Annotated in this window: 34 protein-coding genes; 14 read left to right on the top strand and 20 right to left on the bottom strand. The window is 42.2% G+C overall.

Annotation, left to right across the window (positions count from 1 at the left end):
- Position 1: 1 nt before the first annotated feature.
- The 5 genes from ABIC84_RS13315 to ABIC84_RS13295 form a co-directional block, all read right to left on the bottom strand.
- Complete coding sequence (locus tag ABIC84_RS13315) at positions 2–436, bottom strand: hypothetical protein (RefSeq protein WP_429263837.1); 435 nt, start codon at positions 434–436, stop codon at positions 2–4.
- 9 nt (positions 437–445) lie between these two features.
- Positions 446–778: a gliding motility protein GldC gene (gldC, locus tag ABIC84_RS13310; protein ID WP_090524371.1), complete on the bottom strand. Its 333-nt coding sequence runs from the start codon at positions 776–778 to the stop codon at positions 446–448.
- 8 nt (positions 779–786) lie between these two features.
- Entirely contained in the window at positions 787–1053 is a 267-nt protein-coding gene (locus ABIC84_RS13305; protein ID WP_090524369.1) for a hypothetical protein, read from the bottom strand.
- An 8-nt stretch (positions 1054–1061) separates the two neighbouring features.
- Complete coding sequence (locus ABIC84_RS13300; RefSeq protein ID WP_176623691.1) at positions 1062–2414, bottom strand: DEAD/DEAH box helicase; 1353 nt, start codon at positions 2412–2414, stop codon at positions 1062–1064.
- A 246-nt stretch (positions 2415–2660) separates the two neighbouring features.
- The gene (locus ABIC84_RS13295) at positions 2661–3545 is read right to left on the bottom strand and encodes an NmrA family NAD(P)-binding protein (protein WP_429263836.1); all 885 of its coding nucleotides are present in this window, start codon (positions 3543–3545) and stop codon (positions 2661–2663) included.
- An 80-nt stretch (positions 3546–3625) separates the two neighbouring features.
- Here ABIC84_RS13295 and ABIC84_RS13290 point away from each other — a divergent pair, with 80 nt between their 5' ends.
- Positions 3626–4072, top strand: coding sequence for a winged helix-turn-helix transcriptional regulator (locus tag ABIC84_RS13290; protein WP_429263835.1), 447 nt, complete (start codon positions 3626–3628; stop codon positions 4070–4072).
- A gap of 67 nt (positions 4073–4139) precedes the next feature.
- Entirely contained in the window at positions 4140–5474 is a 1335-nt protein-coding gene (locus ABIC84_RS13285; protein WP_429263834.1) for a dihydroorotase, read from the top strand.
- A gap of 156 nt (positions 5475–5630) precedes the next feature.
- On the opposite strand, the gene ABIC84_RS13280 is transcribed toward ABIC84_RS13285, so the two are convergent.
- Positions 5631–6089 carry a GyrI-like domain-containing protein gene (locus ABIC84_RS13280; protein ID WP_429263833.1) on the bottom strand — a complete coding sequence of 153 codons (459 nt, stop codon included), beginning with the start codon at positions 6087–6089 and terminating at the stop codon, positions 5631–5633.
- Positions 6090–6237: 148 nt separating this feature from the next.
- Here ABIC84_RS13280 and ABIC84_RS13275 point away from each other — a divergent pair, with 148 nt between their 5' ends.
- Both ABIC84_RS13275 and ABIC84_RS13270 read left to right on the top strand, forming a co-directional pair.
- Positions 6238–6447, top strand: coding sequence for a hypothetical protein (locus ABIC84_RS13275; RefSeq protein ID WP_429263832.1), 210 nt, complete (start codon positions 6238–6240; stop codon positions 6445–6447).
- Positions 6440–6670, top strand: a complete 231-nt coding sequence (locus ABIC84_RS13270; RefSeq protein WP_429263831.1) for a hypothetical protein — start codon at positions 6440–6442, stop codon at positions 6668–6670. Before ABIC84_RS13275 ends, ABIC84_RS13270 begins: the two co-directional genes overlap by 8 nt.
- 79 nt (positions 6671–6749) lie before the next feature.
- On the opposite strand, the gene ABIC84_RS13265 is transcribed toward ABIC84_RS13270, so the two are convergent.
- Positions 6750–7328, bottom strand: coding sequence for a hypothetical protein (locus tag ABIC84_RS13265; RefSeq protein ID WP_429263830.1), 579 nt, complete (start codon positions 7326–7328; stop codon positions 6750–6752).
- Positions 7329–7617: 289 nt separating this feature from the next.
- Here ABIC84_RS13265 and ABIC84_RS13260 point away from each other — a divergent pair, with 289 nt between their 5' ends.
- Entirely contained in the window at positions 7618–8490 is an 873-nt protein-coding gene (locus ABIC84_RS13260) for an IS1 family transposase (protein ID WP_429263829.1), read from the top strand.
- 70 nt (positions 8491–8560) lie between these two features.
- Complete coding sequence (locus ABIC84_RS13255; protein ID WP_429263828.1) at positions 8561–8806, top strand: hypothetical protein; 246 nt, start codon at positions 8561–8563, stop codon at positions 8804–8806.
- Here the strand turns inward: ABIC84_RS13255 and ABIC84_RS13250 are convergent.
- The 4 genes from ABIC84_RS13250 to ABIC84_RS13235 form a co-directional block, all read right to left on the bottom strand.
- Complete coding sequence (locus ABIC84_RS13250; RefSeq protein WP_429263827.1) at positions 8784–8945, bottom strand: hypothetical protein; 162 nt, start codon at positions 8943–8945, stop codon at positions 8784–8786. The two genes, ABIC84_RS13255 and ABIC84_RS13250, sit on opposite strands and share 23 nt — an antisense overlap.
- A gap of 226 nt (positions 8946–9171) precedes the next feature.
- A complete protein-coding gene (locus tag ABIC84_RS13245) occupies positions 9172–9594 on the bottom strand; it encodes an SRPBCC family protein (protein WP_429263826.1) in 423 nt (140 codons plus the stop codon).
- The gene (locus ABIC84_RS13240; protein ID WP_429263825.1) at positions 9582–10037 is read right to left on the bottom strand and encodes an EVE domain-containing protein; all 456 of its coding nucleotides are present in this window, start codon (positions 10035–10037) and stop codon (positions 9582–9584) included. Before ABIC84_RS13240 ends, ABIC84_RS13245 begins: the two co-directional genes overlap by 13 nt.
- 122 nt (positions 10038–10159) lie before the next feature.
- The gene (locus ABIC84_RS13235) at positions 10160–11107 is read right to left on the bottom strand and encodes a helix-turn-helix transcriptional regulator (protein WP_429263824.1); all 948 of its coding nucleotides are present in this window, start codon (positions 11105–11107) and stop codon (positions 10160–10162) included.
- A gap of 54 nt (positions 11108–11161) precedes the next feature.
- Here ABIC84_RS13235 and ABIC84_RS13230 point away from each other — a divergent pair, with 54 nt between their 5' ends.
- The 3 genes from ABIC84_RS13230 (at position 11162) to ABIC84_RS13220 (ending at position 13656) form a co-directional block, all read left to right on the top strand.
- Positions 11162–11602, top strand: coding sequence for a DUF2007 domain-containing protein (locus tag ABIC84_RS13230; protein WP_090524347.1), 441 nt, complete (start codon positions 11162–11164; stop codon positions 11600–11602).
- A 151-nt stretch (positions 11603–11753) separates the two neighbouring features.
- Entirely contained in the window at positions 11754–12764 is a 1011-nt protein-coding gene (locus tag ABIC84_RS13225; protein WP_429263823.1) for a N(4)-(beta-N-acetylglucosaminyl)-L-asparaginase, read from the top strand.
- A 145-nt stretch (positions 12765–12909) separates the two neighbouring features.
- Positions 12910–13656, top strand: a complete 747-nt coding sequence (locus ABIC84_RS13220; protein WP_429263822.1) for a copper homeostasis protein CutC — start codon at positions 12910–12912, stop codon at positions 13654–13656.
- Positions 13657–13781: 125 nt separating this feature from the next.
- On the opposite strand, the gene ABIC84_RS13215 is transcribed toward ABIC84_RS13220, so the two are convergent.
- From ABIC84_RS13215 to ABIC84_RS13205, 3 genes are all read right to left on the bottom strand, one after another.
- A complete protein-coding gene (locus ABIC84_RS13215; protein ID WP_429263821.1) occupies positions 13782–16622 on the bottom strand; it encodes a TolB family protein in 2841 nt (946 codons plus the stop codon).
- A gap of 356 nt (positions 16623–16978) precedes the next feature.
- Positions 16979–17194, bottom strand: coding sequence for a hypothetical protein (locus ABIC84_RS13210; RefSeq protein WP_429263820.1), 216 nt, complete (start codon positions 17192–17194; stop codon positions 16979–16981).
- A gap of 85 nt (positions 17195–17279) precedes the next feature.
- Positions 17280–18545, bottom strand: coding sequence for a metallophosphoesterase (locus tag ABIC84_RS13205; protein WP_429263819.1), 1266 nt, complete (start codon positions 18543–18545; stop codon positions 17280–17282).
- A 563-nt stretch (positions 18546–19108) separates the two neighbouring features.
- Here ABIC84_RS13205 and ABIC84_RS13200 point away from each other — a divergent pair.
- Both ABIC84_RS13200 and ABIC84_RS13195 read left to right on the top strand, forming a co-directional pair.
- Positions 19109–19969 (top strand): glycoside hydrolase family 16 protein, encoded by an 861-nt coding sequence (locus ABIC84_RS13200; RefSeq protein WP_429263818.1) that lies wholly within the window; start codon positions 19109–19111, stop codon positions 19967–19969.
- Positions 19970–20079: 110 nt separating this feature from the next.
- On the top strand, positions 20080–20280 hold the full coding sequence (locus tag ABIC84_RS13195; RefSeq protein ID WP_426589395.1) for a hypothetical protein: 201 nt from the start codon (positions 20080–20082) through the stop codon (positions 20278–20280).
- Positions 20281–20369: 89 nt separating this feature from the next.
- On the opposite strand, the gene ABIC84_RS13190 is transcribed toward ABIC84_RS13195, so the two are convergent.
- A complete protein-coding gene (locus tag ABIC84_RS13190) occupies positions 20370–20516 on the bottom strand; it encodes a hypothetical protein (RefSeq protein ID WP_175489897.1) in 147 nt (48 codons plus the stop codon).
- A 799-nt stretch (positions 20517–21315) separates the two neighbouring features.
- Between ABIC84_RS13190 and ABIC84_RS13185 the strand changes: the two genes are divergently transcribed.
- Complete coding sequence (locus ABIC84_RS13185) at positions 21316–21804, top strand: VOC family protein (RefSeq protein ID WP_429263817.1); 489 nt, start codon at positions 21316–21318, stop codon at positions 21802–21804.
- Between the two features lie 17 nt (positions 21805–21821).
- On the opposite strand, the gene ABIC84_RS13180 is transcribed toward ABIC84_RS13185, so the two are convergent.
- The 4 genes from ABIC84_RS13180 to ABIC84_RS13165 form a co-directional block, all read right to left on the bottom strand.
- Entirely contained in the window at positions 21822–22031 is a 210-nt protein-coding gene (locus ABIC84_RS13180; RefSeq protein ID WP_112652120.1) for a hypothetical protein, read from the bottom strand.
- A 12-nt stretch (positions 22032–22043) separates the two neighbouring features.
- A complete protein-coding gene (locus ABIC84_RS13175; protein ID WP_429263816.1) occupies positions 22044–22259 on the bottom strand; it encodes a hypothetical protein in 216 nt (71 codons plus the stop codon).
- 85 nt (positions 22260–22344) lie between these two features.
- Positions 22345–22746, bottom strand: a complete 402-nt coding sequence (locus ABIC84_RS13170) for a hypothetical protein (protein ID WP_429263815.1) — start codon at positions 22744–22746, stop codon at positions 22345–22347.
- Between the two features lie 20 nt (positions 22747–22766).
- The gene (locus ABIC84_RS13165) at positions 22767–23327 is read right to left on the bottom strand and encodes an RNA polymerase sigma factor (RefSeq protein WP_090524319.1); all 561 of its coding nucleotides are present in this window, start codon (positions 23325–23327) and stop codon (positions 22767–22769) included.
- Positions 23328–23579: 252 nt separating this feature from the next.
- Here ABIC84_RS13165 and ABIC84_RS13160 point away from each other — a divergent pair, with 252 nt between their 5' ends.
- Positions 23580–24059 carry an Lrp/AsnC family transcriptional regulator gene (locus ABIC84_RS13160; protein WP_429263814.1) on the top strand — a complete coding sequence of 160 codons (480 nt, stop codon included), beginning with the start codon at positions 23580–23582 and terminating at the stop codon, positions 24057–24059.
- Positions 24060–24065: 6 nt separating this feature from the next.
- Positions 24066–25022, top strand: coding sequence for an EamA family transporter (locus tag ABIC84_RS13155; protein WP_429263813.1), 957 nt, complete (start codon positions 24066–24068; stop codon positions 25020–25022).
- A gap of 161 nt (positions 25023–25183) precedes the next feature.
- On the opposite strand, the gene ABIC84_RS13150 is transcribed toward ABIC84_RS13155, so the two are convergent.
- Positions 25184–26191 carry an ABC transporter ATP-binding protein gene (locus tag ABIC84_RS13150; RefSeq protein ID WP_429263812.1) on the bottom strand — a complete coding sequence of 336 codons (1008 nt, stop codon included), beginning with the start codon at positions 26189–26191 and terminating at the stop codon, positions 25184–25186.
- Between the last annotated feature and the right edge of the window lie 102 nt (positions 26192–26293).

Below are 26293 nucleotides of genomic sequence, written 5' to 3'. Positions count from 1 at the left end.
ATTAATTTGCAGCAGGATCTGCCGTAATTGGCATAAAAGTTTTTGGCTTACTACTTAACGCGCCAATTAAAGCCAAAACCGGGCCGGCAAACATCACGTACCAACCCCATTGAAATTTAAGCTGGCTGGTTAAAAATCTGTTAATACCTTTAAACGGAATAAAGCTAAATGCCGAATTAACCTTCATAATAGCGGCAACCAGCAGCAATACTACAAGAGCCACCGAAAGCCAGGCAGTCACACGCATAATTTTAGCCTGGTTAAGGAACGATACTATGATCCCGACAACAGCTACCAGTAAAAGCACCAGCCCATAAGGTTGGTTAAGCTTATAAATATTCCAGCTGGTTACATGGAATACCCGCAGCAACGGGCAATAGGTTGCAACAAATAACAGGGCAAACCCTGCGAATGATAAAATTGAGCTAAGGCGCATATTAGGTTGTTATTTTTGAGTTATCTCCATCTTATCGGCAAAGTGGGCGCAATAATCGCGCAGGTCCTCAACAATATTCTTTTCGCCGGTAGCGCGTAAAAAGCTGTCTCCCATGGTTTGCAGGGTTTCATAAAAAAAGCGCTTCATTTCGTCAACAGGCATATCCTTTGTCCAAAGGTCAATGCGCAGGGTATTTTTATAGCTTTGGTCCCACAGGGCAAGCATCATCGATTTTACGGGTAGCGCTTCCTTGTTGGTTGAGTCGGTTGATTCCCAAAGGATATGTTCAGGAACGTTATTATCATCAAGCGTAACGGTAAGCTTTATTTCAGCAGTTTTCATTTCAAAATTTATTTAACAAGTAAGAATATAATTATAACCAAAACAATGAAAAATGTCTCTACCATCCATATTTTTTTGGTTTCAATAAAAAAATTGCGGAACATGATATCAATCACAAAAACCACAAACGCAAACAATAAAAAGATCCAGCCTATGGTGCCACCCCAATGCTCAAGCGGACGTCCGGCCATACCGGCCCCGTAAATAAAAACATAGGCTGCCACCGCTACCAAAAAAGCGGTAAAAAAATTTAAGGGGGTAAATCTGAATTTCATTGATGGGCTTAGTGTCTTTTTTTGCTTTTGGATGATCGGCCTGAACCCTGCCTTGCAGCCTTTGAGCCATATTTAGCCTTGTCTTTATTGGCATCAAACTTTTTACGCTGGTTGAGGGATTTCTTTTCGTGGAAAGCCCCTTTAAAATCGGGGTCTTCTTTGCGCTTTTGCATATCTATCTCCCGGGCCTGGTCCTGGCGTTCTTCATAAGGGGTTTCCTCAATAAACACATCGTCGGGAACATGCTCAACGGGAATGGTTTGCTTGATGAGTTTCTCAATCTTGCGGATATAATACTCTTCAGACGGCGTAGCAAAAGTAATGGCCTCGCCTGATTGCAATGCCCTGCCTGTACGACCAATCCTGTGTACATAATCCTCATACACCACCGGTACATCAAAATTAATGACATGGCTTACATCGCTCACATCAATACCACGCGATGCCACATCGGTAGCCACCAGGATCTTCACATCATCGTTTTTAAATGAATTGATGGAGTTGATCCTCGTATTTTGCCCTTTATTGGCATGGAGCACTTTCACTTCTTCTTCGCCAAATTTACGGGTCAGAAATTTAAATACGTCTTCGGCCACCGCACGGGTTTTACAAAATACAATCAGCTTAGTAATGTCGCCTTCATTATCAAGCAACCTTTTAAGCAGGTTGATTTTGGTTTTAATATTAGGCACATGGTATAAATGCTGGTTAACCGTTTGCGCGGGCGTTGCCTGCGGGGTAACCTCAATAACCGTAGGAAACTCCAGGAAGTTAGCCGACAATTGGTGCACCTTCTCGCTCATCGTAGCCGAAAAAAGCAGGTTTTGCCTTTTCACAGGTACCACTTCCAATATGCGGTTTATCTGGGGCATAAAGCCCATATCCATCATTTTATCAGCTTCATCCAAAACCAGCACCTGCAATGTTTTGGTTACGATATGCCCGGCAAGGTAAATATCCATGAAACGGCCCGGAGAAGCAACGATAATATCAACCCCTTTGTTGATCTGTTCAATTTGTGTTTTAGGGCCGATACCGCCATAAAGCACCACCACACGTAAATCGGTATTGGCGGCGAAAATTTTCACGTTCTCTTCTATCTGCATGGCCAGCTCACGGGTAGGCGAAATGATGAGCGCGCGTGCATGCTCACCCTGAGCATATTTAAGCTTCATGATGATAGGTAATACGTAGGCGGCCGTTTTACCGGTACCCGTTTGCGCTATGCCCATTACATCCTGCCCGTTCAATATCGGTGGAATGGCTTTTTGCTGGATAGGCGTAGCTTCGGTATAACCGGCATCTGCTATCGCGTTCAAAATTTGCCGGTTAAATTTAAAATCTTCAAAGGTTACTGCCATGCCGCAAAGATAGGCTTTTTGTTGAAGTAGGAACAATGCGGAAAGTGCGAGTCAGGAAAGTAAGAACCAGGAAACAAGAAGAGCGTATCGTTCACAAGTGATCGTTGCGGGGTACAAATCAGTGGAACATCTCTAAATTTCCCAAAAGTGGAGCCTTCAAAAAAGCATCCAACCCTCACCTGAGGTGGGGGTTGGATGAGGCCACCTACTGCTTTCTCAGCAATAATGACTTTTACATGAGAAAATTTAGCTGTTATATACCGCAGCAAACTCCCTGGCAAAATCCTGCAAACTCACCTTACCAGACGATGCAGGCCTGTGCTTATCATAATCCTCCCAAATTTTTCCGCTTTTTACCGCAGTGCCCATCTCAACAAAATTGCGGGTCATTTCGGGTGGAACACCTGCCTGTGATAAGCCTTCGGCAAGCTGTTCATCAGTAAATTCAATCCATGGCAAGTTAGGGTTGCCGATTGCTTCACCTAAAACGGCTGCAACCCCGCCGGATGTTGACTCATCGCTTACAATGTAGCGTACACTTTTACCCGTAAAATCCTTTTGCAACTCTTCAGCAACTGCTGCCGCAATATCTTTAGGGTGTACCATGATCAGCCTTGTATTTGCGGGATAATTTGACCCAAGGATCCCCTGGTGCTTGATAAGCGGGATATTACTGAAAAAATTGATATAGAAGAACGGTGCACGGATAAACTTAACGGCCACGCCATCTAATCCGTTCAAAATCCCCTCAACATCATGGATGCCTTTTATAGGGCCTACACCGTTATCCAAATGCGCCCCGATGCTGCTTAACGCAACTACTTTTTTTATACCCGATCGTTTAATGGCTTCGGCATAGCTTTTACCTGTTTCGTTTTGGTATGCCCTTAAGCTTTCTGCACCAAAGTTTGGCGGCACCATGGCGTAAAGCGCGTCGGCTCCGGTAAATGTTTGTGTTAAGAAATCAGCATCGGCTAATGAACCTATTGCTGCTTTAGCCCCTAATGATTCTATCTCGGCTATCTTATCGGCGTTACTGCTGATTACGGTTACGTTATGCCCTGCGGCTGTTAAAGTTTGTGTTAAAGGTTTGCTTATATTGCCTGTTGAACCTGTTACTATAATTTTCATAATGTTTTTGTTTTTATTGAAAGCAAAGGTATTTTTGTACTTACTTTTTTACAAGTACTTACCCTAAAGTATGTATCACCATGACAGCAATAAAAGAAAGCTCAACCATACAGGAAAACAAACAAGCCGCATTTAAAGAATGCCCGGTAACTTATGTTATGGAACGCATAGGCGGGTACTGGAAACCGATCATTTTGTTTCACCTTTTAGCCGGAAGCAAGCGTTACAGCGAGCTAAAAAAATCTATCCCCACCATTACAGAAAAAATGCTGATCCAGCACCTGAAACAACTGGAAGCTGATGGTATCATCATAAGGGAATCAAAACCTGTTGTGCCCCCCTACGTAACCTACCGGCTCAGCGAATCGGGCATGGAATTGCGGCCGGTAATGTACGCAATGGCAACATGGGCCGTAAAGGATAGCGACGCCAATGGTACTGCCATTTATAAAAGTTTGGGGCAGTTTCCGATAGAGCAGGAAATAGCCACCGCTATTGAAACTTACGAAGTTTCAAAAACTTTGTAAGTTTGACCTGTTATAAGCATCATATTAATAAATCCGAAATCGAAATTTCCAAATCCGAAATCTACCCATGTCTACAATTCTGATAAAAGCAGCCACCATAGTTAACGAGCATAAACAATACGTTGCCGATGTATTGATCAAAGATGGTTTGATAGATCGTATCGATCCGGTAATTGACGCGCAAGCCGATGAAATCATCAACGCAGAAGGCCTGCATTTGCTGCCAGGCTGCATCGACGACCAGGTACACTTCCGCGAGCCGGGCTTAACTTATAAGGCCGATATTTATTCAGAATCGAGGGCTGCTGTTGCGGGCGGTATCACTTCATTTATGGAGATGCCCAACACCGTTCCCAACACGTTAACGCAGGAACTTTTGGAGGATAAATACCAGATCGCGTCGCGCAATTCGCTGGCTAATTATTCATATTTTATGGGTGCCTCCAACAACAATTTAGATGAGGTTTTGCGCACCGATACCAGCAAGGTTTGCGGCATCAAAGTGTTCATGGGTTCATCTACGGGCAACATGTTGGTTGACGACCCTCACACGCTCGAAAAACTGTTCGCTCAGTCACCAATGCTGATTGCAACTCACTGCGAAGATGAGGCTACCATCAAGAGCAATCTTGCCCATTACAAACAACTGCTTGGCGAAAATATTCCGGTGCGGATGCATCCAAAAATCAGGAGCGCGGAGGCCTGCTATTTGTCGTCATCAATGGCGGTTGAGCTTGCAAAAAAACACAACACCCGCTTGCATATTTTGCACATTTCTACCGAGCGTGAGACACATCTTTTTGACAACACAATACCGCTAAAAGATAAACGGATTACTGCCGAAGCCTGCATCCATCACTTATGGTTTACCGATGCGGATTATGAAACAAAAGGCAACTATATTAAGTGGAACCCGGCGGTAAAAACAGAGGCAGATCGTGATGGTATTTTACGTGCTGTACTCGACGGAAGGATTGACGTTATTGCCACCGATCATGCCCCGCATACCGTTGAAGAAAAAGAGCAGCCTTACCTGCAGGCACCATCCGGCGGACCGTTGGTTCAGCATGCTTTGCCCGCTATGCTTGAGCTATATCATCATGGCAAAATAAGCCTCGAGCAAATTGCAGAAAAAATGGCGCATAACGTAGCTACCCTTTTTCAAATAGAAAAACGTGGCTTCATCCGCGAAGGTTACTGGGCCGACCTTGTACTTGTAGATTTAAACAAACCCTGGAACGTAAATAAAAGTAATATCCTGTATAAATGTAACTGGAGCCCGTTTGAAGGCAATACCTTCCGATCTCAAGTGGCTTATACTTTGATATCGGGAAATCTGGCTTACAATAATGGAAGTATTATTGAAGGTAAAGCCGGTAAACGATTGACTTTTAACAGGTAATCCAAATAACAATTTCATGATTACAGAATTCTCTGGAGTCTAAACGCTATATTCTTTTAACTAAAAAGTCATGCCGAATTTATTTCGGCACCTCACAAGCAAGATTCCACGCGGCTCTTCTGATGGGGTGCTGAAACAAGTTCAGCATGACGATAGTTAGTTATTCACTCCCACAAAAACCTCTACCTCGGCATTATCAGCATTTTGTGACCTTTCTCCATACACATCAAAATCAGCCATATATCTTCTGTCGATATCACTTGTCCAGATCTGGTGCCAGGTTTCCCCTACTGATTGCGGCAGTGCACCTTTGGCAATATAACGGTTATAGTTTCCGGAAGGCACAGTAATACAGATCAGCCCTTCAGGGATATTGTCTTTAGTAGCTACCTTGCAACCCAGTACTGCGGTATAAAAGCCATCCTTATCGCTTTCATAATCAGTGTAAACACAATAAATATCATCGCTGACACGGTTCACCACCTGCTGTAAAACATACTCGCTCATAAACCAGTTCCAGAGCCCGGCAATATCCTTCATCGCCTGGCCGCCCTGATTTGTGGTGCGCACCGAAATGCCGACCAAAAAGAAACCTTTTATTGTTACTTTATCCATAGCTGGAGCTATTACTATTTGGGTAGTGTCTCAGTTTGAATCCCGCTAATTACCCATGCTTGAGCGGTTATGTTTAGCTTTGTAATGGTTCATTATTCCTATGCGTTATAGTGAACATATTAAAATTACACATTATTAACTTTGTAACATGGCAAAAAAGGATTTAAATGAGAGTGCGTTCTTCATTTTAGAGCAGATCACCAGTGAAGACAGGCCAAAGAATGAGGCTGCGGTCACATTAGGGAGAGCCGGAGGCCTTAAAGGAGGTAAAGCAAGGGCAAACAGTTTAACCTCGGAGAGACGAAAGGAAATAGCTAAAAAGGCGGCTGCTAAAAGGTGGGGTAAAAAGGATGAGTAAAGAAGAGTTTGAGCAAATCACATTAACAATGGCATCCCTTGTAGCAGATGCCTATTTGGGCAAAGATGTTGTTTCGTCTTTGCCTCTTATGCTTAAGAACATAAAACTGTTAAACGCTGCCATTGATGCAGAGAAAGAAGACATGGAATATAAAAACCTTTTAACTACAGTTGCTTATCACTATTACTTTTTAAAAGATAAGGTTCTTGCTTCACATGCTTAATTACTGCCTTAACTAAATTGGCTACGCTTTCCTTGTGGGCTTTCGTTATGATTTTCTTTGCCATGCACAAAGGTAATTACTATCTAACGTTCGTTTTTACATATTCTGCACAATCTCCGACAATGGTATCTTTTACAAGATGCGGTACTGAATCTGTTACTCCATTTGGATACCTATCTTCTATGTGCTTGATGTAACAATCGCAAAAGGGATTCTTATACTTTTCTTGCATTCCTTTAATTAAAGATGTCTTCATTAAATTACCTCGTATAATATTTTTATTCTCGTAAGTCCATTCAAATTTTTTAGGTTGCTCCGTCTTTGATTTATCTACTATGTAATCAAGAGTAGGTGATATTATTAGGTTTTTGAAATATAAAAGTATTGAAACAGATAAGGCGCTTATAATCCAAAGTATTGATTTAACGGGTTTGGTTATTCTTTGTTGATTGCCCGTAACCGGGATTTGAGCCTTGAGTTGTTTATATCTTTTATCAGCCCCTTCTACATCTTGCATAGAGATGCCACGATCCAATAAAATAACTTTTAATATCATTATCGCATCAGGCGTATAGTCATCTTGTGAATATTCCATAATGGTTAATAATTCTTCAGATGTTTTCTTTGTAAGATTTTCTTTGACTATGTGATAGTCCATGTTGTGAGAATTTGGGCAAAAAATAAGCGTGGCCTTAATTATCCTTAGCTACCCAGGCTTCTCACGGCCTAACACGCATAAAGATACAGCCACGCCTTTACAGCGTACTTATACCTCGGTTGCGTGCATGCTGATTGTGAGAATTCGGGTAGCACTCCGATAGTTTAGTACAATACTTTAATACATCACGAAAGTACAATTAATTGATGAAATATTGATGCCGTTAATAAACCTTAAAACAAAATGATTTTTATGCTTGACAAATAATATAAATCATTATATTTGAGGCATGAATAAGTTACCAATTGCCAAGAAAGTTCAAATCATTAATTGCCTCGTTGAGGGTATGAGCCTACGTGCTACATCGCGTTTAGTTGACTGTAGCATTAACACAGTTACTAAGCTATTGGTAGATGTTGGCAAAGCTTGTCAAGCGTTCCACGATGAAACAGTACACAGTTTAGATAGTGAGCGTATACAATGCGATGAGATATGGTCATTTGTGTATGCTAAACAAAGTCACGTTGAAAAGATAACCAATACCAGTATCATTAAGGATCAAACTGGCGATATATGGACGTGGACTGCATTAGATCCCGACACTAAACTAATAGTATCGTACTACATTGGTGCAAGGGATGCAGTAAGCGCCCATGACTTTATGAGGGATTTAAAGAGCAGGTTAAACAACAGGGTACAAATAAGCACAGACGGCCTTAAAACCTATAAGGATGCAATTAAAAATAACTTTGGCAGCAAGGTAGACTTTGCACAGATTATAAAGAACTATGAGAGCGATAACCCTAAAGGGGCTAAAAGATATCAACAGGCATTTGATCGTAGCGCAGAGGCAAGATATAGCCCTCCTAAGGTAACAGGAGTAGAAAAGGTATACATTACAGGCAATCCAAACCCCGAACATGTAAGCACATCAATGATTGAGCGCCAAAACTTAACCATGCGTATGCACATGCGTAGATTTACACGCTTAACAAATGCATTCAGTAAAAAGATGGAAAACCATTGCCATGCAATAGCCCTACACTTTGTTTACTACAACTTTGTCAAGATACACAAGACATTAAGGGTAACACCCGCAATGGAGGCTAAAATAGTTAAAGAGCCTATGAGCATAGAGGACATTGTTGGACTGGCTGATTAATTTCAGCCTTTTTTGTTTATAATCAATTAATAACACCTAAATTGTACACATAAACTTAAATCAAACCATCATGCACACAATTCAAAACAACTTCAACAACCTAAAAGATGATTTTAAAAAAGACACAGGCAAGAATGCCGATGACAATATCGAATTATACATTGCGTATTTTAATGCACGCATGACAGACAGAATCATGCAAACTAATCATATAATGGTAAATGAATTAGCAAACGGCTTACACATTTTACCCGATGCCATCGTTAGAAGGATGGCAGAAATGATTACAGCACTTAAGAAGGACGGCAAACTATAGTTTCATCCTCTATCTCATTTACGGCACGAAGCAATACTTCCTTTGCCTCTCTTACACTCAGACCGGAAACGGTCTTTTTTATTTCTATCAGTACAATCTTTTGCACTTCATTCATACCAAACACTAAATCATCTTCCATAACATTATATTATTTATCTATATCTACAAATATACCAACTATCCTCTTCCCTATTTCAAACTGAGACACTACCACATTATATTATTTATCTATATCTACAAATATACCAACTATCCTCTTCCCTATTTCAAACTGAGACACTACCACTATTTGTTATATTGATATATAATTAATTTTTATACAGTTAATTATAATGATTATATAAATTATTAGTTTATAATTATTATTATTCAACCAACTTCTTCAGTCCCTCAAAAACCCCTTTCCAATTTTGCTCTGAATGCGTTTTGGCTTCCTCATTTTTTACATTATCCTGGGTAATGGTAAGCTCGGTTTCGCCATTATTCTCGGTTAGGTTATAGGTAATATTAGCATAGTTTTCGGGCTTGTCTTCGGTACCGCTCATACTGCTCCAGTAATTATATTTTACAAATGTACCGGGATCAATGTCCAGTATAGTTCCATGGTCTTCATACTTTTTACCATCCCACTCCCCGCTGAATTTTATGGGCTCCCCCACCCTCCAGCTCGATTCAAGATCGGTACCAAAAAAATATTTTTTCACCATAGCAGGATCAGTCAGGCCTTGCCAAACTTTAGCCATTGGGGCTTTAAATTTTACCTGCACATTTACTGTTAATTTTTCCATAACGTAGCTTTATTTAATAGTGGTTGTTTTGCAGTGATCATTTGTTCCTTTATCTTCTTAAAATCCGCGCCCGGAACTTCAAAAAATCCAAATCTGAAGTTGTAGCCCCACACTTTTTTGTTGGTGATAAAATCGAGTTCGTCAATCATCGGGGCTATCGGTACTTCGGCACATTCGTAGTAATTTACATTGCGGCGGTATGGGATAAAATCGATAGCCATTTGCTTCTGATAAATATCCTCGTCACGCACCTGGCCAATGGCTGTAAAAGCCTGCAAAGGCTCATTGCCGTTCATCTTTTGTTTAGGCGAATACACCGCCACCCAGTCTCCAACCTCCATACGTTTAAGCGGCGCCAGTTTACCATGATTAGCCTGAATAAATCCCCCGGAAATGCCACGGCCAATGTGATCTTTTGATACTACTATTATCCAATGTTTCATAAGTGTATGGTTTAAATTACCCGCAAAAACACGACCAATAAAAGCCCTGCCCCTGCCATTATGAAACAAAGTAACAACGCACTGGTGACAGCCTTATGTCAGCAGGAAAAAAAGAAAAGAAATTAATTTATTTTTTGGGCGATGGTCGCGGTGATCTCCCGTACACGCTGCAGCAGTGTATCTGGTTTGATGATTTCAGCACGGTCGCCAAAGGTCATATACCAGCGGGCGAAACCTTCTAATGAGATGGTCAAAAAAGTCATTTCAATTTTACTGCCTACAGTTTTCTCAGATACAAAACCGCCATAGTATTTTTGATGGTCAAGATAACTATGGATCTCCTTATCAACTTTTATCACCACCTGCTCAAGCTGCTTTTCGCAAGCCATTTTATCAATATAATCTTTTAGCGTAGGATGCTTACTGTTGATATAACTTTTATCGGTAACCATCAGCTTTTTAATACGGTCGATCCTAAAGTCGCGGTAATCACTGCGCAGGCGGCAGTAAGCTATCAGGTGCCAAAAACTATCCAGAAAAAAAACGCCCACGGGCTCAACTTCCCGTTTGGTATTTTCCTGCGAGTGGGCAGCAAAATAGTCAATGCTCATGATCTTTTTACAGATGATGCAATCCAATATGGTTTGGATATGATCGGCACTTCCGGCACGCTTCTGACTATGACTTTTCAACACTTCTATGCTCCCGTCCAGGTTTTCCAAAGCATCTTTTTCTGATGATTTAAGAATGGCCCGCACCTTGTACATGGCCGATTGGTATTGCGCCATGGTTGAGGTATCGGTAAGCTTTTCAACAAATTTTTCGGCGGTTAAAAAAGCGGTGGCTTCTTCGCGGGTAAACATAACCGGGGGCAGGCGGTAACCATCCATAATGGAGTAGCCAACGCCGGCTTCGCCTATGAGCGGGATACCTGCCTCCTCAAGCGTTTTAATATCGCGATAGACCGTACGCAGGCTAATATTGAACCTATCGGCAATATCACCGGCCTTTACCACCCTGCGTGATTGTAGTTGGATCAAAATGGCTGATATTCGGTCGATGCGGTTCATGGCGTCCAAATTAAATAAAAAACAATTTACCTTTGATTAATATTTATCTACAATATGGCCGTTCAACCCGAAGAAAAGATCATAACATTTGAAACCTATTATGATGTGATGCTTGCACATATCATCCGTACCAAACTGGAAGGTTATGGCATCCCCTGCTTTATTGCCGATGAAAACACCATTGGTTCTAATCCCCTTTACAACCAGGCGGTAGGCGGCATTAAACTTAAAATATTTGAGCGCGACCTGGAACGCTGCCGCGAAATCTTAGCTGCCGAAGGCGACCTGCATGACCAGGACCATATTGAAATTGACGACGAAACGCTTAATGCGGTGATTTGCCCTTACTGCGGCTCAACCAATGTACGCTACGGTTCTGCAACCGAAAAAAGGGTTCATTGGCTCACTGCCATCATCTCATTTTTATTGATGATATTCCCTTTTTATAGCCGTAAAGCATGGCATTGCTTTAATTGCCAGCGCGATTTTGAATAGCTTTTTTTTCAAAGTCGAAAGTCTTAAGTCGCGAGTCAAAAGTCTTCATTTTTATAACCCGACAGGGTCTTAACTTAAAACTCAAGAATTACGACTTCAGACTGAAGACTTAGAACTTACGACTTAAAACTGTTTTTCATATATTAGCGGTATGTACAACCGCCGTAAGTTCATTAAATTATCCGCCGCAGGTGCTTCATTTGCAGCGCTTTCTAAATCTGCCATCGCAAAAACTGTCATATCAAAGCCCGAAGGCGGTTATCCTATCGTAATTTCAACCTGGGATTTTGGCATTATAGCCAATAAAGGTGCCTGGAAAGTATTATCAGCCGGAGGCCGCGCACTCGACGCCATTGAAACCGGCGCCCGCATCCCCGAAGCCGAAGATATTACCAACCATACCGTTGGCCGCACCGGCTTGCCCGATCGTGACGGACATGTAACCCTCGACTCATGTATCATGGACGAGTTTGGCAACTGCGGCTCGGTAGCAGCCATGGAGAATATAGCCCATCCTATTTCTGTAGCCCGTTTGGTGATGGAGAAAACCCCTCACGTAATGCTGGTTGGCGAAGGTGCAACCCAGTTTGCCGTTGAGCAGGGCATGAAAAAAGAAAAACTGCTAACCCCCGAAACAGAAAAGATCTGGAAGGAATGGCTTAAAAAAGCCCAGTACAGCCCTGTAATGAATATCGAAAACGGCGGTAAACCGGGTAATAAATACAACCACGATACCATCGGCATGCTGGCTATTGATGCTAAAGGCAATATCTCCGGCGGTTGCACAACCAGCGGCATGGCTTTCAAATTACATGGCCGCGTTGGTGATAGCCCGATTATAGGTGCAGGCCTTTATGTAGATAATGAAGTTGGCGGCGCAACATCAACTGGTGTTGGTGAGGAGGTGATCCGCAATGTGGGCAGCTTTTTGGTAGTGGAGCTGATGCGCCAGGGCTTATCGCCCGAGGATGCCTGCAAAGAAGCTGTAAACCGCATTATTAAAAAGAAACCGGAAATAGCCAAAAAGATCCAGGTAGGCTTTTTAGCCATCAACAAAAAAGGTGAATATGGTGCATACGCCATACAAAGCGGTTTTTCATACGCCGTTTGCAATGCGCAGCAGCAGGACCTGTTAATACCGGGCAAGAGTTATTATAAATAATTTAGTCCATGGACCATAGTCGATAGTCCATGGCTTAATATTGCAGAATATAGTTAACTTAACAGCAGTAGTCTATGAACTATCGACCATAGACTATGAAAAAAGGCTATGGACTATCTACCATGGACTATGGACTTAAAAGAACATGCAGGTATCACTCGAAGTTTGTGCTAATTCGGTAACATCGGCCCTGGCAGCCCAGGAGGGCGGCGCTGTGCGTGTTGAACTTTGCGAAAATTTGAAGGATGGCGGCACCACCCCATCGCACGGCACCATATTAATGGCCCGCAGCCTGCTCCATATCAAGCTGTATGTGCTCATCCGCCCGCGCGGCGGCGATTTTTTGTACAACGATATGGAGTACAAGCTCATGATGGCCGATATCAGGTATTGTATTGATGCCGGCTGCGACGGCGTTGTGATAGGTATCCTTAAAGAAGATGGCTCCATCGATATAGAACGATGTACCGAGATGGTACGCCTTGCCAGGCAATGGGGCCTGGGTGTAACTTTTCACCGGGCTTTCGATATGTGTGCCGATCAGCATAAAGCCCTTGAAGAAATTATTGAAATGGGCTGCGAGCGGATCCTGACCTCGGGTGGTAAAAGCACGGCTATTGAAGGCGCCAGCAACTTAAACCGACTTATTGAGCAGGCGGCAGGCCGTATCAGTATTATGCCCGGAAGCGGTGTAAGCGAAGTCAATGTAGCCGACCTGATCCATTTTACCGGCGCTACCGAAGTACACTCATCGGCAAGGATAAAAATTGCCAGTAAAATGAAATTTCATAACGATCATATACTCATGAGCAACGAAGCCGGCGATGAATACAGCATTGATGTTACCGGCGTTGACCGGGTTAAGGAACTGATCAGGCTGGCGAACAGTTAAACACCTTAAATGGCTTAATATAAAAGTCGTCATTGCGAGGTACGAAGCAATCTCCAATTAGCAGGTACGCCCTGTATGGTTCGCGATTGCTTCGTGCCTCGCAATGACGATTCTTTTGATATCTCTTAAAAAAACGTCACCGGTAAAACCAGCTCTATCCTGTTTCTCCCTATTCCGCCAAAGAAATCCTCATCCAGTAGCCTGCTGTACCTGATGCCGAATGTGATACTGTTTTGATTAAAGAACTTGGTATCGAAATACAATGTACCGCCCACCGATCTGAAGTTTTGCTTAAAGCTGCTGCCATCGGTAAAAAAATTTGATGCATTGGCATGGGTATAATCAAAAAACAATGCTGCACGTAAACGTAACAGGTAAAACAGGTTACCGAAACCTGCATCAGGATAGGCTATTGGCATATGATAGGTTAAGCCAATCTTATTCATATTATCCAGGTTTTCGGCGGTATAACCTTTTGAGAAAGGGAAATCATTAGAGAAACTGATCACGTTGTCCTTCCCTTTTTGCTGGTGCGCCAGGCTGATGACAAAGTTGTGGTTCACAAACAAGCCAGGGAAGTAAAACGACCCGGTTGTTAACAGTTGTGTTGCTCCCGAACCTGAAATTGCCGATTTATAATTAACGCCAATGCTTTGCGCAAACCGGGGATAAATATTTTTCTGTGCCTGTTGCGTTTGATTGCTAAAGCTGAAATAATTATTCAAATAGCTATATGACCGGTCGGCAAAACTGCCTTTGTAGGCTTGTTGAAAGTTGATACTGTTAAAATACAGGTCGCTGCCAAAGGTAAGACTGGTTAACCGCTTACCCTCACTAAAATTCAGGGGAACCCGCAAGCCACCATGTACAGCAGTCTCGTTCCAGTAAACGTATTGGCCTTTATAAAAGCTCCGCCTGTCGAGTGTATAATCGGCCCCGGCCGAGATATAGGGGAATAAAGCCCCGTAAATGGCATCGAAACCGAATTGTTTATACCCCTCATTGGTATTGTAATCAAAAGACAACTCAGACTGAAAAGTATTCAGCACATTCTCACCTGTGATAGCGAATGAATAATTAGGATCGCTGATGTTGGGGATGATACTGTGAAAATTAAACAAACCATGCGCTTTGGAATATTTGGTAACCGGCAATGGCTTATCAACTATCCCTGTTACTAAATTGGCAGCCGAATCTTTTTTCAGTGCTGTGATACCCAGATCGGGCAGGTAGCGTGCATAATCCCCCCCGGCGGCTATCCATTTCAAATCTTTTTTATTGGCCTGGTTAATCCGGTAACCATCGGCAGTAAAACCTACCCAGGCCAGTTTATTGTCGCTTACAGCAGGTTGATAATAGCCTATACCACTGTCGTTACCGGTAGGCAGCATCTCATAAACACTTCTATCGTTAAGCATCATTACAAACAGGCGGTCGTTTTTGCCATCAGTTTGGGTAAAGTAAAGTGTATCTTTTTTCAGCGCGATAAAACCTATAGGGCGAAAACTCAGGGGTGTTAAATACGTTGTTTTACCGTTAGCGATCTCTGTAAGCGCTATCCCCATTTTACCATCCTTATTGCGCGCTGCCGACAGCAGTTTACCATCGCCATAAAACTTAGGATACGTATAAAACAGCCCCCGCGGATTTGGAATTTCCTGTTGCAGTTCCCCTGCTGTGTCTAAAATATGCAACCGGCTTGCACCTGATGGATCAACCTGCACGGCAACAATACTTTGGCCATCGGCACTAAAAGCAGGCGAAAAGTATTTTGCTTTTGATGTGATCCGGTGTTCCTGGCCTGTTTTTGCATCAAGCAGCATCAATTCACTATAATTACGGTAGCCCCAGCGTAAATCCGGCCGATAGGATGTATAAATTATTTTACCGTTGTGATAATCAAAATAACTATCCAATGAATAGGAACGGGTGCTGAGTTTTACCTCTTTATCACCGGTTTTAATAACAAAGGCGGGCAAATGATCGTAAGTATTTTTTGCATAGATGAGCGTACTATCGTTCACAAAAGCCGGGTATTGCCGGTTGGCCTCAAAATGTTTCTTCCGGTCGTCAACCGGTTGGGTGTTATCTTCGGCAAATTGCTGTTTGAAATAAGCAAATCCGTTATTTGAAAAGGTTTTGAAACTTTCGCCGGTGTATTTTTTAACAGCCCATTGAAAAGGATAAAAGTCACCGCGATAAGCCGCGGCGTCATGTGTTACGTTTTTCCAAAGTTCGCTGCCATATTTTTCGCGGCCGTATGCTACCATCATGTAGCCGAGCGGGTAATGATCGGGCACATAATCGCGGTACGAGCCATTGCGAAGCTTCATATAGCTGTAGTTTTTATCCGCCGCCCACAGCGCACGGTAACCGGTAAAAAAATAAGGCAACCGGCCCCTGCCCTGTTCGCTCACCAGGGTTTCGTTAAAAACAGCGTCGCCCTCAAAAAACCAGTTGGGTACAGCCAGATCGTTACCCAACGCCTGCCCGCCCTCACCAAAAATTATACGGAGTAAATGCGACAGGCCTACATTAAAATTATTGTACTGCTGCACATGCCTGTACTCGTGAATAGCCAGTTGCTGCGGCCATGGCAGGCTGCCTATATCAAAGCTATTTTGTTCGGGAGTTAAAAAAAACTCGCTCCTGAAGGGGGCCAATCCTACATAACCGTTGGCTACAGTAGTTTGATTTTGCAATACAATACTGATTTGTTTTTGCTTAAAACCGATTGTTGGCCGGATCAGGCCGTTCATTTGCTGCACGATATTGGCAACCCTTAATCCCGCCGAATCCAACCCAGCCGGGAATATTACCCGCGCGGGTGGTGTGTTTACCTGTTTCCACTTTATAGATGGCGGGTTACCGCCAAACACCTGCGCTTTTGATAATGTAGCAGAAAGTAACAGCGCCGGAAGTATTAATTTTTGAAGCGTTTTGCAACCGGTAAACAGATGATTCATTGAGGGTGAAAGTAAGTACAAATTGTAATTTAAACAACAAGCTACTTACTGAACGCTTATGAATTTGAACTGGTATAAAACAAAAAACACCCATCAAACTGACGGGTGTCAAGACAAGGTTAAAGTTAAGGTTTAGGTTTTTAATATTATATCAATTATTATTGAAGGGAATATTAGCAACCCGTGATAGGTAATGGCAGTTCTTGTTTTGCATGATTTAATCAACGCTTAAATCTCGCCATTTAAAAACGGTCCCGCAACCCGTGAAAACACGGTATTTTATTCCGTTTAATAACGGTAGATAACCAGTACCGGATTACAAAAAAGCCCGATATGAATATACCGGGCTTACTATTTCATATTTTGATGATCTTACCGCCTTTTTGCCCGGAAGGTTTAGGCGAATCAGGTTTGGGAATATGTTTTATAATGTAGATAAGCGCATGGGCTATCGCGCTTATCGCTTTCATACCAAAATGCACAAAAGGCTTCATCACTTGCCACGCATTGCTATCCTGATGCTGTACCTGCGGACCGTTTTTGCCAATCCTTTTTATATCGTTGGTTGCCATAATCTTAGTTTTAATGCTCCATATAAAAAGCATAAAAACCTTGCCACAAATCAGGCCCGATAAATCAAATCCGTATTTTATAACGTTACACTACCTTTTTCTTCAGCTCAATAACCGTAACCTCGGGCCAAATACCTAATCTTCCAGAAAATGCCAGGAAACCAAAACCACGGTTTACGTACAGGTAACGGTTCTTTTCATTAGCTAGGCCGGCCCAGTCAACATAGCGGTATTTTACCGGGCTCCACCTAAAGCCGGGGATCTCTACACCAAACTGTGCGCCATGGGTATGGCCCGATAAGGTAAGATGGATGGTTGTTGGGTTATAACGAACCTGTTCTTCCCAATGGGTAGGATCATGCGAAAGCAGTATTTTAAAGGCATCCGGAGGTACGCCCTGAAGCGCCTTATTCAAATCGCCTACCTGAATGAAACCTCTGCCCCAGTTTTGGACCCCGATGAGGGAGATCTTTTGTCCGCCTTTTTCAATGGTTACGTTTTCATCCAGCAGCAAACGGTAGCCTAAGGCTTTGTGATGTTGTTTAAGTTTATCGAGATTGGCTGCCTTTTCCTGCATGTTATCCCAATGGATATAATCACCGTAATCGTGGTTACCTAAAATGGAAAACTGTCCGTAAGGCGCTTTGATCTGCCCAAACCTGTCAATATAAGGCTCAATTTCCGATGCTGCATTATTCACCAGGTCGCCGGTAAAAACAAACAGGTCGCTTTTTTGCGCTTTAGCCAGGTCGATACCGCGTTGCATAGCCTCGGTATTATCAAAGCTTCCCGAATGGATGTCAGAAAGCTGGGTGATGGTAAAGCCATCGAAGGCATCGGGCAAATCATCAAAATAAAGGGTGGTTTTATGCAGCTTATAATCGTACTTACCTTTAAGCATGGCATAAAAAAACGAAGTAAAAGGCACGGCAGCCGCCAGTACCGCTATTTCACTGATAAACTTACGCCGGCCCGGAAAAGCCGATTGCCCGACGCCCCCGCCCGAACCACTGATCAAATTGAATACACCTACGAAAAACCGCCCGAGATCGCCAACGGATAATACGATTATGAAAACCAATTTGGTAATAAAAAACGTCAGGAACAGGCTTAGCATCCACTCATGAAACGGGCGCATGCCGCTTGCTGTACTAAAAGCGCCAAAACCTAGTAAAAATAAAGCGGTTACGCCTACAGATATGATCAGATACCCCCATAAAACAACGTTGCGCCACAGGTTTGATTGCCAGTCGGCAGTTAAGGTTTTAAGGCCGGAATGGATGTACCAATCAAACAACAAACTAATCAACGCAATAATTGCGAATACCTTAAAAAAACCACTACTGTGCATATGAATCCATATAAGTTTGCAATTTAAAAAAGTAAAGGTAATTAGAGGGTAAAATTGCAGATGCAGGCCAGGTTCAAAAATTTTGGGAAAGACAGGAACTTACTTCATGTAAAAATAGAGACCAATAACTAATAGTAGTTGGATACAAATTGCCGCGAAAAGTCGTTTAAAGCCATTTATTTTGAATGGGCCCAATACATATACCGCCCAGGATAGCAAAAATAAAGCCAGTGCCAAACCTCCAACTATTAAAAGATTTGGGCCTTCAGGGTCATTAAAAAGAAAGAACAGCAGCCTGGAGCAAATGATAGCCGTTACCGCCAACATTATTAATGAAACCTGTTTCGACCTGAAATATAAGTTTGTTGTGTTATTACCCATAACCTTAAGATGAGTATTACACAAATATAACAATGTAAGCAGAGATTCTTCATCTGTTTATTTGTCATTGTATTTTAGTTTCAAACCGGAACGCTACTGTAAAATTATGATCGCAATTGGTAAAGACTAAGTTCCTCTCATCCAATTTATCTACCTTTAAACCCTTATCTCACACACCGCTAATGAAACTAAAACACCTGCTGCTATCAGTTCCGCTTTTATTAACGTTACAGGCATTCGCTCAAACTAACACTAAAACCGATACTGTTTTCTTCGAAGATTTTAACAACCCTGCCCTCAACAGGAGCAAATGGAATGTTGAAGTTACCGGCAATACTGTTAACGACGAGCAGCAGGCTTATGTTGATTCGGCTGCTACCATTTATATGATAGATGGTAAAGCCGAAGGTGCCGAAAACGGCGCACTTGTTTTAAAGGCTTTATTTAAACCCGGCTTTACCAGTAAACAGCAGCGTAAATATGATTTCATTTCAGGCCGCATTAATACCCGTGCTAAAATGGAGTTTACATATGGCACGGCCTCATGCAGAATGAAAATGGCGGCAGGCGGAGGCTTATGGCCAGCTTTTTGGTTGCTTGGAAACGGTAAATGGCCCAATTGCGGCGAAATTGACGTAATGGAAACCGTAGGCGACTCAAGCTGGGTAAGCCACGCTTTGCATGGCCCCGGCTATTTTGGCGATACGCCGCTTGCAAAACGGGTATTTTTCCCGGCAGGCATTGATGTTACCCAGTGGCATGTATATTCGGTAGACTGGCTGCCTGAGAGCCTTGTTTTTAAGGTTGATGGCAAAATCACCTATACGGTAACAAAAGCAATGGTTGAAAAATATGGCCGCTGGGCTTTTGATAACAAAAAATTCATCATCCTTAATTTTGCATTAGGCGGGGGTTATCCCGGTGGTGTTAACAAGGTTACCAAACCCTATCATGGTTTATCAGAAAATACAGTTAACAAAATCAAAACCGGAGATGCCAAAACCATTGTAGACTGGGTACTGATAACTAAAACCGTGAATTAATATTGTTGATACATTTGTAAAATAAAGGTTATTTAAATTTTACTTTCATAAAACATTGGGTAAATTTTATTACCATATTTTTGAATTGTTAAAAATAACATCATCTACCCATGGCAATATTAACCGTACAAATACCCGACTCAGAGATCTTTACTTTATCAAGTATAGTTGAACAGATATCAGGCAGCATCATCAAAGTTACTGCCGAAGAAGACATCAACCAGGGCGATTGCATTTTGCATAAAGACGACCTTATAATTAAAAACAAACTGGAAGGCAGCCTTCTTTCACGGCACCTCTGGAACGATTGATTTTACCATAAATAATCCCGGTTTTTAAACGCCATAAACAAAACAGGCCGTGCTGATGAAGCACGGCCTGTTTTGCTGTATTTACCTGTTTAATTATGTATAACTACCCGTTCGTGTACACGAACCCTTTCGTCATGTCGTCGCCTGTGTCGTTCCCGGTATTCGGCCGAACAGCTTGTAAAGCCCATTGCTACTAATATTAATAATGAAATTGAGCGTGAAACAGTAGTTTTCATAGCAAATGATTTATTAGTTTTCGATAGATAAACTATGGTCAAACACTTATCATGCCATAAGAGTGCGGCAACAAAGCGGTAAAAGGAATGTTACAGTGGAATAATCATCAGTCGACAACTATTTCAAGCTACAACTCAGGAACTCCGTCGCGCCATGGCCCGGTTAATCCAAACAAACAAAAAACCGATAGCCAGAAAGGTTATAAGCATCGATAATGATATTGCTCCATAGCTGTTTGCAGCGTTAAATTAATATAAAACGGCACCGTAAAATACAAACAAACTATTATTATTCTCTTAAATAAATAATAATCTGCAAAGGGCAGTAACATAAATTCAGTTTCATACGTATTATATTTTTATGGAGGATTTTATTCTCATTTAGCATTTTTTTAATTTTTGAGGATAAAATACGAGTACTTCAACAAAGTTGATTGACCTGATAGCTAATCGCAATTAAAAACTAATTAAACGCCGGATGAAGTATGAGGGGCTATGTAAATATACCAGGATCGGTTGATTGTAACTGCTGCAAGGTTTGCGGTGCAAGACCAATAATTGTGCTGATTAAAGATATTGGATATGTAGTAAAATGCCCTGTTGATGACAGTCATTACAGGACCGATGCGGGCCTTATTGATATTAATGACTGGAATTTACACAATATCAATTGTGTTAATCCCCTGGACGAAAGATTGATATTCAGTTTTCATTGAATGCTTGTGTAATTTATTTGTGCATTACTTTAACCATAATGCTAAACCTATATCTTTAGGCATTTAAATTACTAATCCTAACAATGAGATCTTTATCAATAATTTTTAAAACAGCCAAACTAACCAGGTTGCTGCTGGCAATAACTGTGCTTTTACCTGTGGTTTGCAAAGCGCAAAACCGTACCGATATCTCACCGGTAATTGATCATATCGCCATTACTACCGGTAACCTTAAAAAAAGCACCGAATTTTATACCAAAGTATTACACCTTAAAAAAGTTGCCAACCCCTTTGCCGATACCGTACACCAATGGTATAGTCTTGGCAATAATGTAAAACTACACGTTATACAGGCCGAACGGAACGAAAAACAGGTTAAAGGCGTACACCTTTGCTTCACTGTTTCGTCGGTAAAAGAGTTTGCAAAAACGCTTGATCAAATGAATATCCTCTACTCAAACTGGAAAGGCGACAGTAAAGAACCTACCTACCGGGCCGATGGCGTACTACAACTATATTTCCAGGATCCGGACGGCTACTGGATTGAAATAAACAGCCCGGCTAAAAAATAAGCCGGGCTGCCAAACAATCACTTAACTAAATTTTTGTATTTCTTTTTAAACCAATAGCCTTTCCACAGCCAGAAGCCCGAAAGTACTATTATTGGGAAGAATACCCATTTTACCGCCGCAGCCGCGTTAGGAATTTGAGCCACCGGGCCATAAATATACCCTACAACTGGGATGCTTAACAAGATATGGACCCATCGGATCAGCTTACGTTCAAGCGAGGCTGTCATTGTAAACAGGTATTAATAATCAAGCTCCTGGCAATGGATGCCGGCCTTTTGTAACAACGATTCGATATAACGTGGTGAAAGATCCTCAGCCTCCACCCGTAAAATATTATCGCAGTCTTCCAGGTCAAAGTTCCATTGGGCTACGGCAGGTATTTTGGTTAATAAATTTTGTACCCGGCTCACCTGCCGTCTCTGCCGTACACTTGTTGCAAATACCAGTACATCCATTGTTATGTTATTTGAGGTAGATAAATATTTATTTATAAAGCTGAAAGCGGAATGCACAAAGCTTAAAGCCGGACATGCTGATTGCTTACTCAGTCTTCTTTTCTTCGTTTGTGGTAGTCTTAAAATCGTCCCAGTCACGGCTAAACCTGCCATGCCCGTGGCCTTTCCATCCGCACATGCGGTCTTCCCACTGAGCGCGGAATTTATCTCTGTCTTCTGGGCTCATATTTTTAAAACGCTCGGCCATGCGTCCGCGCATCCAAGGGGCACCTCCTCCGCCTTTAGGGCCGCCTTTCCCAAAACCAAACAAAATCTTGCATAAAATAAATATGCCAACGGCCTGCCAGTAAGTAATAGTTGTTACATGTAAAATATCCGGCAATAAATTATTCCACAGCTGCATTACCACAAAGCTGATGACGGCCAGGCAAGCGAGCACCCCAAGCGGGATGAAAAAAAATCGCCTTTTATAAAAGAATGGTTTCATGATATATAATGTCTTAATTTTTAATATTCAGTAATTTCCGTGTAAAGCTGGGCAAGCCGTTTGCGCAAGTGTAGTACGGCGTAACGTTTCCTTGATACCAGCGTGTTGGTATTTAGCCCGGTACGTTTGGCAATTTCCTCAAAGGGGATATCTTCGAGCTCATGCCAAACAAATACCTGTTTTTGTTCTTCGGGCAATTCATCCAGCGCAAAAAATAACTGCTCCCAAAAAAGGTTGCGCAAATACTCGGTTTCGGGAGTGGTAGCTTCGGTAAGGAGTATGGCTTTAAAGTCCGGTGCCTCATCGTCATAATCCTCATCATCGGCCAGCATATCATCAAGCAGGGTTTCCGTCTTTTTTTTATGCTTATCAGTTATTTTGTTCCGGGCCACCCGGTATAGCCAGGCGCTGGTTTGTTCAATCGGTTCAGAATTAATAACAGCGCTAAACTGGTACCAAACATCCTGGAGTATATCCTCGGCGTCGGCATCGTTTTTTACCCTCCGGCGAATAAATCCCAACAGGCTTTTACCATACGAAGCAATTGTTTGTATGATGTGGCTGTTTTTGTCCTGAGGCATTATCGCTGTTGTCAATTTCTTTATCCTTTTTAAAGATAAAGACGATTGTGATTTAAAAACATTTTAATTTTTTTTCAAAAAAAACTATTGCATATCAAAAAGTCATTTCAGACAGCTAAAACAATATTTATTTGATTGCAGAAGCGACTTAAGCAACTGATGTTCAAACATCATAAAGATAGTTTTGTCGAATTAAATTCATTTTAATTAAAAATATTTGAACTTTATTCAATTTATATCGAATATTACTGTATGATTAACGAACCGGAAATTATTTTAGATAAAACCGACCTGCATATTTTGCGATTGATGCAGGAAAATGCCCGGATCTCTAATGCCGACCTGGCCCGTGAGCTTGGCATGGCGCCATCCGGCATACTGGAGCGTGTAAAAAAACTGGAACAAAAAAATGTGATCCAACAATATACAACGCGCATCAATCCGGCGGCCTTGCATCAAAAAATGCTTGCTTTTATATTTATGAAAGCCGCCGACGGGCCCGGGAGTGATGCCACATCAGGCGAACTGGCCAAAATACCCGAAGTGCAGGAAGTACACCATATAGCCGGCGAGGACTGTTATTTAATAAAAGTACGCACTTACGATTCGGCATCGCTAATGAATTTAATGCGCACTCACTTCAGTAAAATACCCAATATTTTGAGCACCCGCACCACCATAGTGCTCGAAACCAAAAAAGAACAACAACAATTGGTTATACCCGAAAAATAATATATCATGGCACCTACTACCGCAAAATCCACTTCGCCCATATTAGTTATTATAGCTTTCGCCACTGTTTATATAGTATGGGGCTCTACCTACTTTTTTATAAAAATTGCAGTAGCTGGTTTTCCGCCGCTGCTGTTGGGCGCGCTGCGTTTCTTTACGGCGGGTTTGCTGTTAATGGCGTGGTGTGCAATTAAGGGTGAAAAGATTTTTGTAAAACAAAACATATTGCACGCGGCGGTAAGCGGTTTCCTGTTGCTGGTAATAGGTAACGGCGCCGTAATATGGGCCGAACAAACTTTACCAAGTGCTATGGTGGCCATTATGGTAACATCGCCGCCAATTTGGTTTGTGTTGCTTGATAAACCAAACTGGAGCACCAACTTTAAAAGCAAAAGCACCATTGTCGGCCTCATTATTGGCTTTATAGGTGTGATACTTTTATTCCGTGATCAGATTGCGGATGTATTAGGATCATCGGCAGGCCCTTCAAAATTACCAGGAATGATATTGCTTTTACTTGGTACACTGGGCTGGGCTTCCGGATCATTATATTCAAAACATTATAACACCAAAGGCTCCGTATCGGTAAATACGGCCTGGCAAATGCTTGGAGCCGGCATATTTTTTATTCCTACAAGTTTTTTTAACAACGAGGTACAAACCGTACAATGGCACGCTATACCGGCACAAAGCTGGTATGCTCTGGCTTATCTCATTATATTTGGATCGATAGCGGCATTTAGCGCTTATGTATGGCTTTTACAGGTGAGGCCGGCCACCCAGGTTGGTACTTATGCCTATGTTAACCCGGTGATAGCCGTATTATTGGGGGTAATTTTTGCAGGCGAACATGTAACGCTGATCCAGGTTATTGGGCTGGTTGTAATATTGAGCAGCGTGTTGCTGATCAATCTATCAAAATACAGAAAGGCGAAAACAGGAGAATTAGCGGTAGCGAAGTAACGGCAAGCGCTGGAACGAAAAAAAATAAAAACTATGTCATTGCGCAGCGCGGCAATCTCGTAGCCAATACATGGCCGGCTTGCATAGCTACGAGATTGCTTCGTCGTTCCTCCTCGCAACAACATTTTTATTAAAAGGTCCCAAAGAGACAAAAGTATAAATCAACTCTCCCACTTCCCAAATTCAAAATACTTACTGATACTAATGCTCACTTTACTACCAACGGGGTACTTACGCCTGTCGTAATTGAGTACCCGCAGTGTTAAACCATCTTTTTCAACAATCAATTCCTCAAAAAAGCCTTTGAACAACACCATTTTCACCAGCCATTTGGCGCCCAGGCTACTTATTTTAATATGCTCTGCGTAAACCACTACTACGCTGCGTTTACTTTTTATGCCGCAAATTTTTGCCTGGGCCGATGTTAGCCGGGTGCAGCTGGCCAGTATTTGCGCTGTGTACATTAATTTAGGCGAATGATATAACTGTTCGGGACTGCCATTTTCCACTATTTCGCCTTCTTTAAGTACAATCAGCTCATCGGCCATAGAAAGAATTTCGGCAGGATCATGCGATACCAATACTACCGTAACTCCCCATTCCTTTACAACATACCTGATATCGTGCTGTAAACCTTCCCGATAGGTGGCATCTACCTGGTTAAAGGGTTCATCAAGCAGTAAAACTTCCGGGCGGCTAATCAATGCTTTGGCAATGGTTACGCGCTGCTTTTCACCACCGCTTAATTTACCAAAGGGCATTTCCCTAATGGTGTAGATATTTAAAAGGTTCAAAGCTTCGGTAACATGATGGATAGCCTGACTTTGATCTTCGGCCGGCAAACCTTCACATATGGTGTCCCATACCGATATTCGCGGATCAAGATCGTTATCGTGCTGCGCTACCATCCGCATAACCTTGTGGGCATGCTGAATACCTTTTTGCCTGCTTAATACCTGCTCCTCCTTAAAAAACACCTCACCATGGTCGGGCTCCAGGGTACCATATAACAGGTTAAGCAAAGTGGTTTTCCCGCTGCCGCTTTCACCTACTATCGCTGTTATCTTTCCTTTCGGAATAAAAATGGTAACGTTATTAACCCCCGAAGACTTATCCCCAAAAAAGTTTTTGGTAACCGATATGGTTTCCAGTATCAGATCATCTCGCATCTACGGTAATTAATTTTCAGGATGTTATTGGAAAACCATTCACCCCGGATCCAGGCTTCTAATCTAAAGAAAAGTTGAAAGCAAAAAAACTTAATATGTCAA

It is taken from the genome of Mucilaginibacter sp. 3215, assembly GCF_050433785.1.
Lineage (GTDB): Bacteria > Bacteroidota > Bacteroidia > Sphingobacteriales > Sphingobacteriaceae > Mucilaginibacter.
The sequence above is the reverse complement of the archived record's forward strand: the minus strand, read 5'-3'. Positions and strand labels throughout refer to the sequence as shown.

Excerpts from the sequence above, each read along its gene's own strand:
- ABIC84_RS13315 (WP_429263837.1), bottom strand. The coding sequence starts at position 436 with ATGCGCCTTAGCTCAATTTTATCATTCGCAGGGTTTGCCCTGTTATTT.
- gldC (WP_090524371.1), bottom strand. The coding sequence starts at position 778 with ATGAAAACTGCTGAAATAAAGCTTACCGTTACGCTTGATGATAATAAC.
- ABIC84_RS13305 (WP_090524369.1), bottom strand. The coding sequence starts at position 1,053 with ATGAAATTCAGATTTACCCCCTTAAATTTTTTTACCGCTTTTTTGGTA.
- ABIC84_RS13300 (WP_176623691.1), bottom strand. The coding sequence starts at position 2,414 with ATGGCAGTAACCTTTGAAGATTTTAAATTTAACCGGCAAATTTTGAAC.
- ABIC84_RS13295 (WP_429263836.1), bottom strand. The coding sequence starts at position 3,545 with ATGAAAATTATAGTAACAGGTTCAACAGGCAATATAAGCAAACCTTTA.
- ABIC84_RS13290 (WP_429263835.1), top strand. The coding sequence starts at position 3,626 with ATGACAGCAATAAAAGAAAGCTCAACCATACAGGAAAACAAACAAGCC.
- ABIC84_RS13285 (WP_429263834.1), top strand. The coding sequence starts at position 4,140 with ATGTCTACAATTCTGATAAAAGCAGCCACCATAGTTAACGAGCATAAA.
- ABIC84_RS13280 (WP_429263833.1), bottom strand. The coding sequence starts at position 6,089 with ATGGATAAAGTAACAATAAAAGGTTTCTTTTTGGTCGGCATTTCGGTG.
- ABIC84_RS13275 (WP_429263832.1), top strand. The coding sequence starts at position 6,238 with ATGGCAAAAAAGGATTTAAATGAGAGTGCGTTCTTCATTTTAGAGCAG.
- ABIC84_RS13270 (WP_429263831.1), top strand. The coding sequence starts at position 6,440 with ATGAGTAAAGAAGAGTTTGAGCAAATCACATTAACAATGGCATCCCTT.
- ABIC84_RS13265 (WP_429263830.1), bottom strand. The coding sequence starts at position 7,328 with ATGGACTATCACATAGTCAAAGAAAATCTTACAAAGAAAACATCTGAA.
- ABIC84_RS13260 (WP_429263829.1), top strand. The coding sequence starts at position 7,618 with ATGAATAAGTTACCAATTGCCAAGAAAGTTCAAATCATTAATTGCCTC.
- ABIC84_RS13255 (WP_429263828.1), top strand. The coding sequence starts at position 8,561 with ATGCACACAATTCAAAACAACTTCAACAACCTAAAAGATGATTTTAAA.
- ABIC84_RS13250 (WP_429263827.1), bottom strand. The coding sequence starts at position 8,945 with ATGGAAGATGATTTAGTGTTTGGTATGAATGAAGTGCAAAAGATTGTA.
- ABIC84_RS13245 (WP_429263826.1), bottom strand. The coding sequence starts at position 9,594 with ATGGAAAAATTAACAGTAAATGTGCAGGTAAAATTTAAAGCCCCAATG.
- ABIC84_RS13240 (WP_429263825.1), bottom strand. The coding sequence starts at position 10,037 with ATGAAACATTGGATAATAGTAGTATCAAAAGATCACATTGGCCGTGGC.
- ABIC84_RS13235 (WP_429263824.1), bottom strand. The coding sequence starts at position 11,107 with ATGAACCGCATCGACCGAATATCAGCCATTTTGATCCAACTACAATCA.
- ABIC84_RS13230 (WP_090524347.1), top strand. The coding sequence starts at position 11,162 with ATGGCCGTTCAACCCGAAGAAAAGATCATAACATTTGAAACCTATTAT.
- ABIC84_RS13225 (WP_429263823.1), top strand. The coding sequence starts at position 11,754 with ATGTACAACCGCCGTAAGTTCATTAAATTATCCGCCGCAGGTGCTTCA.
- ABIC84_RS13220 (WP_429263822.1), top strand. The coding sequence starts at position 12,910 with ATGCAGGTATCACTCGAAGTTTGTGCTAATTCGGTAACATCGGCCCTG.
- ABIC84_RS13215 (WP_429263821.1), bottom strand. The coding sequence starts at position 16,622 with ATGAATCATCTGTTTACCGGTTGCAAAACGCTTCAAAAATTAATACTT.
- ABIC84_RS13210 (WP_429263820.1), bottom strand. The coding sequence starts at position 17,194 with ATGGCAACCAACGATATAAAAAGGATTGGCAAAAACGGTCCGCAGGTA.
- ABIC84_RS13205 (WP_429263819.1), bottom strand. The coding sequence starts at position 18,545 with ATGCACAGTAGTGGTTTTTTTAAGGTATTCGCAATTATTGCGTTGATT.
- ABIC84_RS13200 (WP_429263818.1), top strand. The coding sequence starts at position 19,109 with ATGAAACTAAAACACCTGCTGCTATCAGTTCCGCTTTTATTAACGTTA.
- ABIC84_RS13195 (WP_426589395.1), top strand. The coding sequence starts at position 20,080 with ATGGCAATATTAACCGTACAAATACCCGACTCAGAGATCTTTACTTTA.
- ABIC84_RS13190 (WP_175489897.1), bottom strand. The coding sequence starts at position 20,516 with ATGAAAACTACTGTTTCACGCTCAATTTCATTATTAATATTAGTAGCA.
- ABIC84_RS13185 (WP_429263817.1), top strand. The coding sequence starts at position 21,316 with ATGAGATCTTTATCAATAATTTTTAAAACAGCCAAACTAACCAGGTTG.
- ABIC84_RS13180 (WP_112652120.1), bottom strand. The coding sequence starts at position 22,031 with ATGACAGCCTCGCTTGAACGTAAGCTGATCCGATGGGTCCATATCTTG.
- ABIC84_RS13175 (WP_429263816.1), bottom strand. The coding sequence starts at position 22,259 with ATGGATGTACTGGTATTTGCAACAAGTGTACGGCAGAGACGGCAGGTG.
- ABIC84_RS13170 (WP_429263815.1), bottom strand. The coding sequence starts at position 22,746 with ATGAAACCATTCTTTTATAAAAGGCGATTTTTTTTCATCCCGCTTGGG.
- ABIC84_RS13165 (WP_090524319.1), bottom strand. The coding sequence starts at position 23,327 with ATGCCTCAGGACAAAAACAGCCACATCATACAAACAATTGCTTCGTAT.
- ABIC84_RS13160 (WP_429263814.1), top strand. The coding sequence starts at position 23,580 with ATGATTAACGAACCGGAAATTATTTTAGATAAAACCGACCTGCATATT.
- ABIC84_RS13155 (WP_429263813.1), top strand. The coding sequence starts at position 24,066 with ATGGCACCTACTACCGCAAAATCCACTTCGCCCATATTAGTTATTATA.
- ABIC84_RS13150 (WP_429263812.1), bottom strand. The coding sequence starts at position 26,191 with ATGCGAGATGATCTGATACTGGAAACCATATCGGTTACCAAAAACTTT.